Origin of the sequence: Variovorax fucosicus (assembly GCF_030316825.1) — a bacterium.
In the GTDB taxonomy this organism is placed as follows: Bacteria; Pseudomonadota; Gammaproteobacteria; order Burkholderiales; family Burkholderiaceae_C; genus Variovorax; species Variovorax fucosicus.
Map to the genome: position 1 here is coordinate 373,091 of NZ_JASZYU010000001.1, position 14,358 is coordinate 387,448.

The window sequence follows — 14,358 nt, forward strand, 5'->3', positions numbered from 1 at the left end:
GTCATGAGCAGCCGCCAAGCCGTCGGTCTGGTGGATCGCGTCTACCGCGAAATCCTGGGCCGCATCGTCGAGAGCGAATTCACAGAAGGGCAGAAGTTGCCCACCGAACAGGCGCTCACCGCACGATTTTCGGCGTCGCGCCCGGTGATCCGGGAAGCGCTGTCGCGGCTGCGCGCCGACGGCATCATCGCGACCCGACAAGGCTCCGGCACGGTCGTGGTCCGGCGGCCCGATCCCGACCTGCCCCTCTTCACACCGCTCGAGACGATCTCCGACATCCAGCGCTGCTACGAGTTCCGCATCGTCGTGGAACCCGGCGCGGCCGCGCTCGCCGCGACCGTGGCCGATGACGCGGATCTGGCCGACATCGAGCGCAAGTTTCGACAACTCGACGTCGTCATCAACGAACACGCGCTGGGGGTTCGCGAGGACTTCGACTTCCATCTCGCGGTGGCCCGGGCATCCAGGAACCAGTTCTTCAGTTCAGTGATTGCCTCGATGCAGCCGCAGGTGCTGTTCAGCATGAACCTCATGCGCAACCTGTCGCTGCTCAAGAGCACGGAGCGGCAGAAACTGGTGCAGGCCGAGCACGAGGTGATCCTGGAGGCCCTCAAGCGACGTGATCCGCACGCGGCATCGGAGGCCATGCGGGTTCACCTGGAAGGCGCGCGCAACCGGATGTTCGGCAGCTGAGCAGGCTTCCGGCGCCCTTCCGACGGTGTGCCCACGCCAAGCGGTGCCGTGATCTCCTGCACCAGCCACAAGGCAGGTACGATCGCGCAACGAATGAACACCGAGCACGACATGCGGATGCAAGCCGGCCGGCTCAGAGAGCTGGCCGAGGAGGCAGAACGTTTCAATGCGGCGAGCAACTGTGCTTGCCGGCTGATACGTGCCACCGGATGGGAAAGCATGCCGGAGGAGCGCTGGCCGGCCGAACTCATGGAGCTGCAGGGGACCTTGCGCGACGCTTCAATCGACGAGCCGACTTTCGAAGAGTTCCATCCGGCGGGCACGCGCTACGACTCGCCGGATGCGCCCATTGCGCTGAACTTCTTCCCGTTCAACCGATGCGACGTCTACCGATGCACCCGTTGCCTGCTTCCCGCCCTTCGCTATACCGAATACGGCGGGTACTACGTCGACCCCCGGGCGCGTTGTGTGAGATCGGCGTTGATCGTCGATTGAACGCAGGCCAGGGCAGTTGCCTCAATCCGCCTTGATGTTTCCGTCCTTGATCACCTTCGACCACATCGCCGTCTCCTGATCGACGAATTTTGCGAGCGTCGGTGGATCCATGTAGGCGGCAAACGCGCCTTGATCCTCCACCTTCTTCTTGTAGGCCTCGCTCTCGACGATGGATTTGATCTGGGCCGTCAGCCGTGCGACCACGGCGGGCGGTGTCTTGGCCGGCGCGAACAGGGCAAACCAGGACTCGACTTCGTAGCCGGGCAAGCCTGCCTCGGCGGCCGTCGGCACATTGGGCATCGACGGGTGCCGCTTGGCGCCCGCGTAGGCAAGCGCCTTGATCTTGCCTGCCTGCACCTGCCCGATCACCGACGGCGGCGTGGTGATGAACATGTCCACCTGCCCGCTGATCAGGTCGACCACGACCGGGCCGGCGCCCTTGTAGGGGACGTGCGTTGCCGGAACCTTCGCCTGGCGCGCAAACATCTCGCCGGCGATGTGCTGGATGGAGCCGTTGCCCGAGGACGCGTAGAAAAGGCCCTTGCTGTTCTTCTGCCCGTGGGCGATGAGCTCCTTCAGGTTCGTTGCGGAAAGCGTCCCGCTCACGGCGATGACATGCGGCGCCCGCATCACCAGCGCGATCGGCGCAAAGTCGCTGGTCTTCCAGCGGATCTGCGGAAAGAGCGCAGGATTGCCCACGTGATAGCCGGAGTACTGCATCAGCAGCGTGTAGCCATCGGGCGCGGCGCGGGCCACGGCCTCGGTGCCGATGTTGCCGCTTGCGCCCGGTTTGTTGTCGACGACGACGGGCTGCCCCAGCGCTTGCTGCAGTTGCTCGCCGACCAGACGCGCCATGATGTCCGTCGAGCCGGCGGCGGCGGTTGGCACCACGATGGTGATGGGCTTGGAAGGATAAGTGTCGGCGTGCGCGGCGGCGACGCAGACTGCGGAAGCGCCGATTGCGAGCGATGCAAGGATCGCATTTTTCATGGTTTTGTCTCCGTTGATTTGTGTTCAGGAATTTGCCCACCTGCCGGTGTGCGCAGCGGCTGCGGCAGCGTGCCCGCGTCGAGAAATACAACCTTCATGGCGCGATCTCGGAGATCTCGATCAGGTTGAGATCGGGGTCGCGCAGGTACACCGAGCGAATGCGCGCAACCGCTCCGGTTCGCATCACCGGGCCTTCCACGATCGTCAGGCCTTTGCGCCGGAGTTCAGCCATCACGTCGTCCAGCGGCATGCTTGCGATGAAGCACAGGTCGAGCGCACCAGGCACCGGCGTGTGCGCCTTCGGCTCGAACTCCTTGCCTTTGACGTGCAGATTGATCTTCTGGTTGCCGAAGCGGAAAGCCTTCCGGTCCTCGCCGAATGACTCGAGACTCATGCCGAGCCCGTCCACGTAGAAGCCGATGCACGCCTTCTCGTCCGTGGTCGTGAGTACCAGGTGGTCAAGATGGTCGATCACGCGCGGTACTCCTTCGCGTCGCCCTTTGCGGCGGCTCGTGCGACGATCTCGGGGAAATCGGCTGGCGGCTGATGTCGGGTCAGCCGGTGGCCTGCTCGCGGCAGCTGGCTTGGCAAGTCGTGCTGCACGAGCTGTTGCAGTTGTGCGGTGGCGGCAATCAGGCCTTCCAGATCCATGCCGGTGTCGTAGCCCATGCACTGCAGCATGTGGACCACATCCTCGGTCGCGACGTTGCCGGTGGCGCCGGGCGCGTAGGGGCATCCGCCGATCCCGCCCAGCGACATGTCGAAACGCCGGATGCCTGCCTCCACGGCCGCCACGCTGTTGACCAACCCCATCGCCCGGGTGTTGTGGAAATGGGCTGTGAACTGCAGTTCCGGATGGCGTTCCATCGCCGCCCGGCACAGCGCCTGGACTTGCGTGGGGAACGCCATCCCCGTCGTGTCACACAGCGTGATCCCCTGCACGCGGAGATCCGCGAACCGGTCGATCCAGCCGAGCACGGTGTCCTGCGCAACCTCTCCCTCCATCGGGCAGCCGAACACGCACGAGAGCGACACGTTCACCGGCACGTCGGCGCCTCGCGCCAGAGCGATCACTTCGGCGAGCTGCGCGAATGACTGCTCCCGCGTCATCCGGAGGTTGCTGAGGTTGTGCGTCTCGCTGGTCGACATGACGATGTTGAACTCGTCGATGTTCACGTCGAGAGCACGCTCCGCGCCGCGCAGGTTCGGCACCAGTGCGGTATAGACCACGCCCGGCCGGCGGACGATCCGCCCCATCACCTCCTCGCCATCGCGCAGCGCCGGTATGGCCTTGGGCGAGGTGAACGAAGTCACCTCGATCTTGGCGTAGCCGAGGCCGCTCAACCGGTCGATCAGTGCGATCTTGTCCTCGGTTGGTATGAAGTTAGCCTCCATCTGGAAGCCGTCGCGCGTGGCGACCTCGTTGATGAGCAGCCGCTCGTTGTTGCCGTGGTTCATGGGGTCCGGATCCTTGAAGCTCAGAGGGAGCGGGCGGGCCAGCCGCCACGCAGCAGGTCTTCGGTGTGTTGCCCGAGGCGCGGCGCGGCATGTGCGATGCCGCCGGGCGTCGCACTGAGCTTGGGCACCACGCCAGGCACCTTGAGGGTTCGACCGTCGGAGGTCGGGGATTCCACGATCATTTCGCGGGCCAGGTACTGCGGGTCGGTGGCAATGTCCGCCACCGAGTAGATGCGGCCGACCGGCACGCCTGCACCGTCGAGCACGGCCAGCACGTCGTCGCGGCTGCGCTCCCGCGTCCATGCCTCGATCGCAGCGTCGATCTCCTCGACGCGGCGCACGCGGCCATCGTTGTGGGTCAGCTCCGGATCGTTCTCCAGGTCGGCCCGATCGATGGCGCGCATCAACCTCCGGAAGATGCTGTCTCCGTTGCCCGCCACCAGCACGTACTGGCCGTCGTTGCATCGGTAGGCGTTGGTCGGCGCGATGCCGGGCAACGCACTGCCCGCCCGTTCACGCACGGCACCGAACGCATCGTGTTCCGGAACCAGGCTCTCCATGACGTTGAACACCGATTCATAGAGCGCGACGTCGATGAACTGGCCCTCTCCGCCATGTGCCGTGCGGTGATGCAGTGCGGTGAGAACGCCGATCACGCCATGCAGCGCAGCCAGCGTGTCGCCGATCGACACGCCAACGCGCACCGGCACGCGACCGGGCTCGCCGGTGAGATGCCGCAGCCCGCCCATTGCCTCGCCCAGCACCCCGAATCCGGGCTTGTCACGGTACGGCCCCGTCTGTCCATAGCCCGAGATGCGAAGCATGATCAGGCGGGGGTTCAGCGCATGGAGCTGCTCCCATCCAAGCCCCCACCCCTCCAGGGTGCCGGGCTTGAAGTTTTCAATCAGCACGTCGGCTTCGAGCGCAAGCGTCCTGACGGCCTCCTGGCCTTCGGGCGACCGGAGATCCAGGCACACCGAGCGCTTGTTGCGCGACTGGACTTCCCACCACACCGAGGTGTCGTCGCGCAGCAGCCGCCACTTGCGAAGCGGATCGCCGACGCCGGCAGGCTCGACCTTGATGACATCCGCGCCGAACTCGGCAAGCGTCTTGCCCGCGAACGGCCCTGCGATCAGCTGTCCCAGTTCGAGCACCTTGAGGCCCTGTAGCGCTTTCATGTCTCCATCTCTTTCGCAAGCTTCGAAGAGGTGAATCTAGGTCTAAGGAGCGCTCTGCAGGAATTGCCCTCTCGGCATGTATCCTTCGCATTTTGCGAAGCTCCCCCAAAGCCTGACACCGTGAAGAACACCATCAATCCAGCGCGGGTCGATTTCGTGACGCTCCGGCTGTTCTGTGCCGTGGTGCAAAGCGGAAGCATCACCAAGGGTGCTGCGCAGTGCCATCTCGCGTTGTCGGCGGCCAGCAGGCGCCTTAGCGATTTCGAATCCGCGACAGGTACGCAGCTGCTGGAGCGCAGCGTGCAAGGCGTGACGGTGACGCCAGCGGGGCATGCCGCGGCCCAGCACGCGATGCGGTTGTTTCAGGGATTCGAGCTCTTCAGCACGGAGCTGGCCGACTATTCGGAGGGCTACCGTGGCCACGTGCGCCTGTGGGCCAACATGTCGGCGCTGACCGAGTTCCTGCCAACGGTCCTGTCCGACTTCATGGCGCTTCAGCCCGGCATACGTGTGGACATCGAGGAACAGTTGAGTGGCGACATCGTTCGCGCGCTGCTCGACGGCCTGGCGGACCTGGGTGTATTTGCCGAAGGCACGCCCGCCGAAGGCCTCACGCTCGCGCCTTTTCGCAAGGACGAACTGGTATTGCTCTGCGTCAGAAACCACCCGCTTGGCAAATTCAGGAAGATCGCCTTTGCCGACAGCCTCGATCACGACTTCGTGGGGTTGAACCGGGGCAGTTCATTGCTCGAACTCACCTCCCGCGCTGCGGCCAATGCCGGGCGGCCCTTGCGGCTGCGGGTACAGGTTCGCAGCTTCGACGCCATGTGCCAGATGATTGCCGCCCGGCTCGGCGTTGGCGTGCTCCCCCTGGCCGCCTGCAAGGAGCGCCTGGGCCCGCGCGGGCTGAAGGCCGTGCGCCTGACCGATGATTGGGCGCATCGCCACCTGATGCTCGGCTACAGCGCAGCGCGCCCGCTCTCGGCTGCGGCGCGGTTGATGGTGGAGCACCTGCAGCTTCCCGCAGGCGGCGCGAAGGAATCCGGCTACTCGGCCTGAACGCCGGCGGCGCGGATGACCTTGCCCCACTTCACCGTCTCTGCCTCCAGGTGCTTGCGCAGGCCCTCGGGCGTGACCTTCTCGGGCGAAACGATTTCCGAACTGAGTTCGGCCAGCCGCTTCTTGACGTGGTCATCCTGCAATGCAGCGCGCAGCGCCACGTTCAGCTTGGCCAGTGCCTCCGGCGGCGTGTTCTTCGGCGCATAGACGCCATGCCACACCTTGACTTCGAAGCCCTTGAGGCCCTGCTCGTCCAGCGTCGGAAGGTCGGGCATGGTTGAAAGGCGCTTCGACGTGGTGACGCCATAGACCTTCACCCGATTGCCGTCCTTGATCACGGGCGCCGTCTGGGTGGTCTGGTCGCACAGCAGATCGACCTGCCCGCCCATGAGGTCGTTGAGCGCGGGCCCGGCCCCCTTGTAAGGCACCTCGGTCAGCTTCACGCCGATCTGATGGATGAACAGCATGCCGCAAAGCTGCGATACCGCGCCGATGCCGGCATTGCCGATCGAAACCTTTTCCTTGTTCGCCTTCACGTAGGTGAGAAGCTCCTGGAAATTCTTCGCCGGAAAGTCCTTGCGCGACAGCAGCGTCATTGGTACGTCCATGACCTGGCCGATGTACTCGAAGTCCTTCAGGGGATCGTAGGCAAGCTTCTTGTAGAGCGCCGGCGCCGTGGCCATGCCCATGTGGTGGATCAGGATGGTGTAGCCGTTGGGCGCCGCGCGCGCCACGCGTGTGGCGGCGATGGTGCCGCCGGCCCCCACCGTGTTTTCGACGATGACCGTCTGCCCCAGCGACTTCCCCATCGGAATCGCGAGCATGCGGGCCACGACGTCGGTCGGCCCCCCTGCGGAATACGGCACCACCAGGGTGACCGGCTTGTCGGGCCATGCGCCCTGGCCCATGGCGGGTGTCGAGAGGGCCGCTGCGCATGCAACGATCCATGCTCCCGCGCGCAAGTTGCTGTTCAATTTCATGTCTTTGTCTCCGTTATGAATCTGGCTGAATACCGCGGTCAAAGTTGACCCTGTGCATCGAGTGAGAGAAGCCGCTCGGCAAGCTTTACCACCGGCAGATCGACCATGCGGCCGTCGAGGCTGATGACGCTGCCGCGCGCGGCCTGCGCGGCGCCGATGACCCGGTGCGCCCAGGCGAGCTCTTCGACGCTCGGCCCCAGCGCCCGGTGCGCCGGTGCAACCTGTTCGGGATGGATGCACAACTTGCCACCGAACCCGCCGCGCCGCGCACGTCTCGCGTCGGATTCCAGTCGGGCCGCGTCGCGCCAATCGGCCGTGACGCCGTCGACGGGGGCCGCAAGCCCGGCGCGGCGCGAGGCCAGAACAATCGCCAGTCGAACCGACACCAGTTCCACCTCGTCGGCATCGCAGGCAAGACCGAGATCGGCCTGAAAGTCCAGATGCCCGAACGCGAGGCGCAACACCTGGGGTGCGGCGGCGATGGCGTCCAGGGAAGCCCAGCCCGCGGCAGACTCGATCAGCGGCACCAGCACGCCGGTGGGCCCCAGGGCTTCTGCCAACCCCGCCAGATCGCGCGGGTCTTCGGCCTTGGGGGCGACGAGGCCGGGGAGTCCGGCCAAGGCCAACCGTGCCGCCAGCGCCTTGTCTTCGTCGTGCCATGGCGTGCCCGCTGCATTGACGCGAACCAGCAGACGCGCACGGTCGATCTCCGGCAAGGCGAGGAATCCCTCTTCGAGGAGAGCGCGGGCCGATGCCTTCTTGTCCGGCGCGACGGCGTCTTCCAGATCGATGATCACCGCGCCGGCGCCCGTGCCCAGCGCGCGCACATAGCGCTCGGGCCGATCGGCCGGCACGAACAGAAAGGTGCGGGCCAGTGCCAGCGCAGATGCGGTGTGCATGTCAGATGGCCTCGGCAGCGCGCAGCGCAGCAATGTCGGCGTCGCTGCGGCCCAGGCCGCGCAGGATGGCTTCGGTGTGCTCCCCGATGGCGGGTACGGCGTCCATCCGGTAGTCGAATGCGCTCTGGCGCCCCGGCGGCAGCAGTGCCGGGATGGCGCCGGCCGGCGAGCCGATTTCGCGCCAGCGCTCGCGCGCCTTCAACTGCGGATGCGCCCACAGCCCGGCCATGTCGTTCATGCGCGCGTTGGCGATCTGCGCGGCGTCCAGGCGCTCTTCGATCTGCGCCGTGCCCAGCGTGCCGAAGGCCTCGACGATGATTGCCTTCAAGGCAGCACGGTTCGCATTGCGCTTGGCGTTGGCGTCGAAGCGCGGATCGGCGGCCAGCGCCGGTTGCAGCAGCACCTTCTCGCAGAACACGCGCCACTCGCGCTCGTTCTGCAGGCCCAGCATCACGGTGCCGCCATCGCCCGCGGCGAACGGACCGTACGGATAGATCGTGGCGTGCGATGCCGCGCTGCGCGGTGGCGGCGCGGCGCCCTCGTAGGCGTAGTACATCGGAAAGCCCATCCACTCGGCCAGCGACTCGAGCATCGAAACGTCGATGTGCGATCCCTTGCCGGTCTTGCCACGCTGCAGCAGTGCGGCCAGCACGCCGGTGTACGCGTACATGCCGGCGGCGATGTCGGCGATCGAATTGCCGGACTTGCAAGGCTCGTCGGCCGTGCCGGTGACCGACAGAAAACCGGCCTCGCTCTGGATCAGGAGGTCGTACGCCTTCTTGTCGCGGTACGGGCCATCTTCGCCGTAGCCCGAGATGTCGCAGACGATGAGCCGCGGGTACCTGGCCTGCAGCGCCTCTGCCCCCAGTCCCATGCGCGCCGCGGCGCCGGGTGCGAGGTTTTGCACCAGCACGTCCGCATCGGCGATCAGCTCCATCAGCACCGCCTGCGCGGCCGGCTGCTTCAGATCGAGCGTCAGGCTTTCCTTGGAGCGATTCACCCAGACGAAGTGCGAGGCCTCGCCGTCGACGCGCTGGTCGTAGGCACGCGCAAAGTCGCCGACGCCGGGGCGCTCGACCTTGATCACGCGGGCGCCCAGGTCGGCCAGCTGGCGCGTGCAGAACGGCGCAGCAATCGCGTGTTCGAGCGAGATGACGGTGATGCCGTCGAGCGGTCTTGTCATGGCTTTGTGCTCCGGCTCAGAACGAACGCGGCAATCCGAGCAGGTGCTCGGCCACGTACGAGTAGATGAGGTTGGTCGAGATCGGCGCGACCTGGTAGAGGCGCGTCTCGCGGAACTTGCGCTCCACGTCGTATTCGCAGGCAAAGCCGAAGCCGCCGTGTGTCTGCAGGCAGGTGTTGGCCGCTTCCCAGCTCGCCTTGGCCGCCAGGTACTTGGCCATGTTGGCCTCGGCGCCACAGGGCTGGCCAGCGTCGAACAGCGTGCAGGCCTTGAAGCGCATCAGGTTGGCCGCTTCGGCTTCGATGTAGTTGTCGGCAATGGGGAACTGGATGCCCTGGTTCTGGCCGATGGCGCGACCGAACACGTTGCGGTCGCTGGCGTAGCGGCGCGCCTTGTCGATGAACCACCAGGCGTCGCCGATGCATTCGGCGGCGATCAGCGTGCGCTCGGCGTTCAGCCCGTCGAGGATGTACTTGAAGCCCTTGCCCTCCTCGCCGATCAGGTTCTCGACCGGGATCTCGAGGTTGTCGAAGAAGACTTCGTTGGTCTCGTGATTCACCATGTTGAGAATCGGTCGCACCGTCATGCCGTTGCCGATCGCCTGCTTCAGGTCGACGATGAAGATCGACATGCCCTCGGACTTTTTCTTGACCTCGGCCAGCGGCGTGGTGCGCGCCAGCAGGATCATCAGATCGGAATGCTGGATGCGAGAGATCCACACCTTCTGCCCATTGACCACGTAGCGATCGCCTTTTTTCACGGCGCTGGTCTTGATCTTGGTGGTATCGGTGCCGGTGGTCGGCTCGGTGACGGCCATGGTCTGCAGGCGCAGCTTGCCGCTTGCGATGTCGGGCAGGTATTGGCGCTTTTGCGCCTCGCTGCCATGGCGCAGCAAGGTGCCCATGTTGTACATCTGGCCGTGGCACGAGCCGGCATTGCCGCCCGAGAAGTTGATCTCTTCCATGATGACCGACGCTTCGGCCAGCCCGAGGCCCGAGCCGCCGTACTCGGCCGGAATCAGCGCGGCGAGCCAGCCGGCCTCGGTCAGGGCATCCACAAATGCATCGGGGTAGCCACGCTCGTGGTCAACCTTCTGCCAATACGCGGAATCGAACTGGCCGCACACGGCGCGCAGTGCGTCGCGCATGTCCTGATGGGCGTCGGGGGTCGGGACTTGGGTTTTCATGGGATTCGTTTTTTCAAGCGAGGGTTGCGGTGGCCTGCATCGTCAGCCAGCCGTCGGCGTCTTCGCCCCAGAGGCGGAAGGTCTTGCCGTCGGCTTCGGGGCGTCCGTGCACACGGAAAGGCGCGATGTCGAAGGTGGGGCGCACCGCGCGGAACTCGAAGCGTGCGAACGCCGCTTCGGGCTTCTCGCGGCGCAGCAGGTCGACCAGCAGCGTGGCGATCAGCGGGCCGTGCACGATCAGGCCCGGATAGCCCTCGACTTCGGTCACGTAGCGGCGGTCGTAGTGGATGCGGTGGCCATTGAAGGTCAGCGCCGAATAGCGGAACAGCAGCACGTCGTCGGCCAGCAGGTCGCGGCTGAAGGCGGCGTCTTTCTGTGCCGCGGTCGGCGGCGGTGCCGCCTCGCCCGGCGCGGCCGCGGCGCGGTAGACGATGTCGTGCTCTTCGGTCAGCGCCAGCCCGCGCTCGTTGTGAACCTCGTGCCGCACCAGCACGAACACCAGCTCGCCGGTACGGCCGGCCTTGTGCGTGACCGACGCGATGGTCGACGTGCGCTTCACAGCATCGCCCACGCGCAGCGGGTTGCCCGCTTCCCACGCCAGCCGCCCGCCGGCCCACATGCGGCGCGGCAGCGGCACCGGGGGCAGGAAGCCACCGCGCCTGGCATGGCCGTCCGGCCCGATCTCCGACTGCCGGTGGTGTGGCAGGAAGTACAGCCAATGCCACAGCGCGGGCAGCGGCGTGCCGGCCTCCGGCAGCGGATCGTCGCGGTCCAGCGTGGCCGACAGCGCGCGCACGGGTGCAGCAGTGATGCAGTCTGCAAACGTCTCGCTGCGGCCTTGCCACGCCTGAAGCGCACCGATCTCTCGTTCATCCAGCATCGTCATGTCTCCTTGCATGACGTCATGGTCGCCGCTGCCGCACCGCTGCACAATCTGCGATTTCTGTACCAAGCCTTCGAAATCTCCAAAGGCTCGCTAGAATTTCCGGCATGCAGTTCGACCAGACAGACCTGCGCCTCTTCCTCGCCGTCGCGGAAATCGGAAGCATCACGGGCGCCGCCGAACGCCAGCACCTTTCGCTTGGCGCGGCCAGTGCGCGAATCAAGGCGCTGGAGTCCAAGTGCGAGGTTCAGTTGCTCACACGCGAGGCGCGCGGCGTGCGTCTTTTGCCTGCGGGCGAAGCGCTTTTGCACCATGCCCGCCTGCTGCTGGCGCAGGCCGAGCAGTTGCGCGGCGAGCTGCACGAATACCGCGGCGGCTTGCGCGGCCATCTGCGCATCTTCGCCAACACGACGGCGGTGACCGACCTGCTGCCCGAGGTCCTTCCGGGGTTCCTGAACCGAAACCCGCAGATCAGCGTCGACCTTCAGGAAAAGCCGAATGCTCTGATTCCGCGCGGCGTGCTGGACGGGCGCGCGGACGTCGGCATCGTCGCGGGCCAGGTCGATACCCTGGGGCTCGAGAGCATTCACTTCAGCACCGACCGGCTCGTGCTGGTGACCTCGCGGAAACATCGCTTTGCCAAGCGTCGTCGCATCTCCTTCGTGGAGACGCTGGACGAAGACGCGATCGGCATGCAGCAGGGCAGCACCCTTCAGGCTTTCCTGAGCCAGATCACCGACAACCTCGGCAAGCACCAGCGGCTGCGCGTGCGGCTCAGCAACTTCGACGCGATGTGCCGGATGATCAGCAGCGGCGTCGGCATCGGTGTCGTGCCCGAGTCTGCGGCGCGACGCAACAAGGATGCCATGCAGCTCGCTCTGATCGAGTTGACCGACCCCTGGTGCGTGCGGGAGCGCTATTTGCTGGTTCGCGAACGGGCCAGGCTGCCAAGCTATGCCGGCGAGCTGGTCGACATCCTCTGTGCGGCCCACAGACCGGGCTGAAGCCCGCAAACCGCCCTTGTGCATCTGCAAACCATGCAACGACTGATCGAAATTTCGTCCGGGACCATCGAGGTCTTTCTCGATAAGCCCGTTGAATCCCCCCGGGGCATCGCGCTGGTCGCACACCCTCAGCCCCTGCTCGGAGGCTCCGCCGAGCACAAGATCCCTCAATTGCTCGCCAAGGCCGTGCTCGAGTTGGGCTGGATCGCTGTGCGCCCCAACTTTCGCGGAGTGGGCGCCAGTTCGGGAAAGCACGATGCAGGCATCGGTGAAGTCGACGACCTGTTCGAGCTGCTCCGGATGCTGCGCGCGGAGTTCGGCAGCCTGCCGGTGGCGTTGATCGGCTTCTCGTTCGGTGCCTTCGTCCAGGCCGGCGTGGCGGGGCGGATGGCGCGCGCCGGCCACGGCGCGGACCATGTGATCCTCGCCGGCTTCCCGGTCGGCCACGTGGAAGGCCAGCGGCACTACGCCCCGGAGCCCCTGCCCGCCGGCGCCTTGCTGGTGCATGGCGAGTTCGATGAGCGCGTGCCGCTGGAGGCTGTGCTCCAGTGGGCCAGGCAAGACGTGCACCCGGTGACGGTGATACCGGGCGCGGATCACTTCTTCAAGGGCAAGCTCGCCGTGCTGCGCGCCCTGGTGGTCGCGCACATGAAGCCGCGTTGACCGCACGGGACGGCCCCGCGCGAACAAGCCGTTGATCAGTCCAGGGTTGCGCCCGTGAGCTTGACGAGGCCGGCATAGCGGTCGAGTTCCGATTTCCAGAAGCTCGAGAAACTCGCCGCGTCGCCCGGACGGACTTCGGCGCCGATGTCGGCGAGCCGCTTGCCCAGATCACCGGCCTTGAAGCTGGCCTGCACGGCCGCGTTGAGCCGCTCGACCACGGCAGGCGGCGTGTTCGCCGGTGCCGCCAGGCCGTACCAGGCGTTCATCGCCATGCCCTTGATGCCCAGTTCTTCGAATGTCGGAACCGAAGGCAGCATCGGGTGCCGCCTGTTCGAAGCGACGGCAATAGCGCGGATCTTGCCGCCCTTGATCTGGCCGTAAGCCCCGGTGTCGAGCATGTAGTCGAGCTGGCCCGCCATCACGTCGGTGAGTGCCGGTGAGCTGCCCTTGTAGGGCACGTGGATCACATCGATACCGGCAACCGACTTGAACAACTCGCCCGCCAGATGCGCCGAGTTCCCGACCCCGCCGGAGCCGTACGACAACTTGCCCGGCGTCGCCTTCGCCGCCTTGATGATGTCTGCAGGCGCCTTGTAGGGCGACCCGGCCGCCACGATCATCACGCTGGGAATGACAGCCAGCGAGGCAACTGGCGTGAAGTCCTTGACCGGGTCGAAGCCGGTTTTCTTGTAGAGGTAGGGATTGGCCGAATTGGTCGAGCTGGTGGCCAACAGCAGCGTGTAGCCATCCGCGGGCTGGCGAATGAACTGCTGCGTTCCGATGTTGCCGCCGGCGCCAGCGACGTTGTCGACGATGACGCTCTGCCCCAACTGCACGCGCAGGGCTTCTGCCAGCGCGCGACCCACCGCGTCGGTGGCGCCGCCGGCGGGCCAGGGCACGATCAGGCGGATGGGTTTCTGAGGATAGGTCTGTGCGATGGCGGCGTGGCCGACGGCGGCCAAGGCGAAGCCCACGGCGCAGAGTTTCAGGAATTCTTTTCTGATCATGGGATGTCTCCAGGAATTGAGGAACGGGTGAAGAGCGCGGTCAGGCCAGCCCGAAGCGGCGCAGCGTTTCGGCGAGGCCGAGCAAATCGGCCGTCATCGCGCCCTCGCCGATGGCCTTGCGCTGCCCGGCTTCCTTGTCTTCACGCGCGAGGCTGCTGGCAATGGCGGACTCGACTTCATCGAGCGGCACCACCGCCAGGCCGTCGCGATCGCCGACGATGATGTCGCCGGGGTGGATCAGCACATCGCCGATGGCGATCGGCACGTTGATCCTGCCGGGCTGGTTCTTGCCGGTGCCCTTGATCGACAGGCCGCGGCAGAACACCGGAAAGCCCAGTTCGATAATGAGGTTGGCGTCACGCACGCAGCCGTTGATCACGAGGCCGACGATGCCGACCTTCATCGCCTGGATCGTCAGCACGTCGCCCCACGGACCGGCTTCCATGAAGCCCTTGGCGTCGACCACCAGCACGTCACCGGACTTCGCCTTCTGCACTGCGTAGTGCAGCATCAGGTTGTCGGCCGGGCGGCAGTCGACGGTGAAGGCCGGACCAGCCAGGCGCACGGTGGGATCAATCGGCTTCATGCCATGGTCGAGCGCACCTTTGGCGCCTTGCGCCTCGTACACGGTCGCTGCACCGAGATCGCGCAGCTGGTTCAGTTGTTCAAGAGTAGCCAAG

The 14,358-nt window shown here is 65.9% G+C and carries 16 protein-coding genes; 5 read left to right on the forward strand and 11 right to left on the reverse strand.

Translation table 11 applies throughout. The features are described from left to right. Window positions 1–3: 3 nt before the first annotated feature. Together QTI05_RS01750 and QTI05_RS01755 are read left to right on the forward strand one after the other, a co-directional pair. Window positions 4–693: a FadR/GntR family transcriptional regulator gene (locus QTI05_RS01750; RefSeq protein WP_286542391.1), complete on the forward strand. Its 690-nt coding sequence runs from the start codon at window positions 4–6 to the stop codon at window positions 691–693. Between the two features lie 93 nt (window positions 694–786). Beyond that, the gene (locus tag QTI05_RS01755) at window positions 787–1,188 is read left to right on the forward strand and encodes a hypothetical protein (protein WP_286622682.1); all 402 of its coding nucleotides are present in this window, start codon (window positions 787–789) and stop codon (window positions 1,186–1,188) included. 21 nt (window positions 1,189–1,209) lie between these two features. Here the strand turns inward: QTI05_RS01755 and QTI05_RS01760 are convergent, their stop codons facing one another. The 4 genes from QTI05_RS01760 to QTI05_RS01775 form a co-directional block, all read right to left on the reverse strand. Further along, window positions 1,210–2,178: a Bug family tripartite tricarboxylate transporter substrate binding protein gene (locus QTI05_RS01760; protein ID WP_286622683.1), complete on the reverse strand. Its 969-nt coding sequence runs from the start codon at window positions 2,176–2,178 to the stop codon at window positions 1,210–1,212. A 94-nt stretch (window positions 2,179–2,272) separates the two neighbouring features. Continuing rightward, window positions 2,273–2,653 (reverse strand): VOC family protein, encoded by a 381-nt coding sequence (locus tag QTI05_RS01765; protein ID WP_286622684.1) that lies wholly within the window; start codon window positions 2,651–2,653, stop codon window positions 2,273–2,275. Beyond that, complete coding sequence (locus tag QTI05_RS01770; RefSeq protein ID WP_286622685.1) at window positions 2,650–3,636, reverse strand: hydroxymethylglutaryl-CoA lyase; 987 nt, start codon at window positions 3,634–3,636, stop codon at window positions 2,650–2,652. Before QTI05_RS01770 ends, QTI05_RS01765 begins: the two co-directional genes overlap by 4 nt. A 20-nt stretch (window positions 3,637–3,656) precedes the next feature. Then, window positions 3,657–4,814 (reverse strand): CaiB/BaiF CoA transferase family protein, encoded by a 1,158-nt coding sequence (locus QTI05_RS01775; RefSeq protein WP_286622686.1) that lies wholly within the window; start codon window positions 4,812–4,814, stop codon window positions 3,657–3,659. Between the two features lie 120 nt (window positions 4,815–4,934). Between QTI05_RS01775 and QTI05_RS01780 the strand changes: the two genes are divergently transcribed. Continuing rightward, complete coding sequence (locus tag QTI05_RS01780) at window positions 4,935–5,873, forward strand: LysR family transcriptional regulator (RefSeq protein ID WP_286622687.1); 939 nt, start codon at window positions 4,935–4,937, stop codon at window positions 5,871–5,873. On the opposite strand, the gene QTI05_RS01785 is transcribed toward QTI05_RS01780, so the two are convergent. Genes QTI05_RS01785 through QTI05_RS01805 form a run of 5 tightly spaced genes read right to left on the reverse strand, consistent with a single transcriptional unit; the run spans window position 5,861 to window position 11,007 of the window. Then, the gene (locus QTI05_RS01785) at window positions 5,861–6,853 is read right to left on the reverse strand and encodes a tripartite tricarboxylate transporter substrate binding protein BugD (protein ID WP_286622688.1); all 993 of its coding nucleotides are present in this window, start codon (window positions 6,851–6,853) and stop codon (window positions 5,861–5,863) included. The two genes, QTI05_RS01780 and QTI05_RS01785, sit on opposite strands and share 13 nt — an antisense overlap. 38 nt (window positions 6,854–6,891) lie before the next feature. After that, complete coding sequence (locus QTI05_RS01790) at window positions 6,892–7,752, reverse strand: HpcH/HpaI aldolase/citrate lyase family protein (RefSeq protein WP_286622689.1); 861 nt, start codon at window positions 7,750–7,752, stop codon at window positions 6,892–6,894. A gap of 1 nt (window position 7,753) precedes the next feature. Next, on the reverse strand, window positions 7,754–8,935 hold the full coding sequence (locus tag QTI05_RS01795) for a CaiB/BaiF CoA transferase family protein (RefSeq protein ID WP_286622690.1): 1,182 nt from the start codon (window positions 8,933–8,935) through the stop codon (window positions 7,754–7,756). 16 nt (window positions 8,936–8,951) lie between these two features. Further along, window positions 8,952–10,121 carry an acyl-CoA dehydrogenase family protein gene (locus QTI05_RS01800; RefSeq protein WP_286622691.1) on the reverse strand — a complete coding sequence of 390 codons (1,170 nt, stop codon included), beginning with the start codon at window positions 10,119–10,121 and terminating at the stop codon, window positions 8,952–8,954. Between the two features lie 13 nt (window positions 10,122–10,134). Then, entirely contained in the window at window positions 10,135–11,007 is an 873-nt protein-coding gene (locus tag QTI05_RS01805) for an HTD2 family dehydratase (protein WP_444812856.1), read from the reverse strand. Between the two features lie 104 nt (window positions 11,008–11,111). Here QTI05_RS01805 and QTI05_RS01810 point away from each other — a divergent pair, with 104 nt between their 5' ends. Next, window positions 11,112–12,008, forward strand: a complete 897-nt coding sequence (locus tag QTI05_RS01810; protein ID WP_286622693.1) for a LysR family transcriptional regulator — start codon at window positions 11,112–11,114, stop codon at window positions 12,006–12,008. Between the two features lie 33 nt (window positions 12,009–12,041). Continuing rightward, window positions 12,042–12,671 carry an alpha/beta hydrolase gene (locus QTI05_RS01815; protein WP_286622694.1) on the forward strand — a complete coding sequence of 210 codons (630 nt, stop codon included), beginning with the start codon at window positions 12,042–12,044 and terminating at the stop codon, window positions 12,669–12,671. Between the two features lie 35 nt (window positions 12,672–12,706). Here QTI05_RS01815 and QTI05_RS01820 read toward each other — a convergent pair whose 3' ends face one another. Beyond that, window positions 12,707–13,678, reverse strand: a complete 972-nt coding sequence (locus tag QTI05_RS01820) for a Bug family tripartite tricarboxylate transporter substrate binding protein (RefSeq protein WP_286622695.1) — start codon at window positions 13,676–13,678, stop codon at window positions 12,707–12,709. A 40-nt stretch (window positions 13,679–13,718) separates the two neighbouring features. Continuing rightward, window positions 13,719–14,357 (reverse strand): 4-carboxy-4-hydroxy-2-oxoadipate aldolase/oxaloacetate decarboxylase, encoded by a 639-nt coding sequence (locus QTI05_RS01825; protein ID WP_286622696.1) that lies wholly within the window; start codon window positions 14,355–14,357, stop codon window positions 13,719–13,721. Between the last annotated feature and the right edge of the window lies 1 nt (window position 14,358).

Bases quoted from the DNA above. Each gene is read 5' to 3' on its own strand.
- QTI05_RS01750 (WP_286542391.1), top strand. From the start codon at position 4: ATGAGCAGCCGCCAAGCCGTCGGTCTGGTGGATCGCGTCTACCGCGAA.
- QTI05_RS01755 (WP_286622682.1), top strand. From the start codon at position 787: ATGAACACCGAGCACGACATGCGGATGCAAGCCGGCCGGCTCAGAGAG.
- QTI05_RS01760 (WP_286622683.1), bottom strand. From the start codon at position 2,178: ATGAAAAATGCGATCCTTGCATCGCTCGCAATCGGCGCTTCCGCAGTC.
- QTI05_RS01770 (WP_286622685.1), bottom strand. From the start codon at position 3,636: ATGAACCACGGCAACAACGAGCGGCTGCTCATCAACGAGGTCGCCACG.
- QTI05_RS01775 (WP_286622686.1), bottom strand. From the start codon at position 4,814: ATGAAAGCGCTACAGGGCCTCAAGGTGCTCGAACTGGGACAGCTGATC.
- QTI05_RS01785 (WP_286622688.1), bottom strand. From the start codon at position 6,853: ATGAAATTGAACAGCAACTTGCGCGCGGGAGCATGGATCGTTGCATGC.
- QTI05_RS01790 (WP_286622689.1), bottom strand. From the start codon at position 7,752: ATGCACACCGCATCTGCGCTGGCACTGGCCCGCACCTTTCTGTTCGTG.
- QTI05_RS01795 (WP_286622690.1), bottom strand. From the start codon at position 8,935: ATGACAAGACCGCTCGACGGCATCACCGTCATCTCGCTCGAACACGCG.
- QTI05_RS01800 (WP_286622691.1), bottom strand. From the start codon at position 10,121: ATGAAAACCCAAGTCCCGACCCCCGACGCCCATCAGGACATGCGCGAC.
- QTI05_RS01805 (WP_444812856.1), bottom strand. From the start codon at position 11,007: ATGACGATGCTGGATGAACGAGAGATCGGTGCGCTTCAGGCGTGGCAA.
- QTI05_RS01810 (WP_286622693.1), top strand. From the start codon at position 11,112: ATGCAGTTCGACCAGACAGACCTGCGCCTCTTCCTCGCCGTCGCGGAA.
- QTI05_RS01815 (WP_286622694.1), top strand. From the start codon at position 12,042: ATGCAACGACTGATCGAAATTTCGTCCGGGACCATCGAGGTCTTTCTC.
- QTI05_RS01820 (WP_286622695.1), bottom strand. From the start codon at position 13,678: ATGATCAGAAAAGAATTCCTGAAACTCTGCGCCGTGGGCTTCGCCTTG.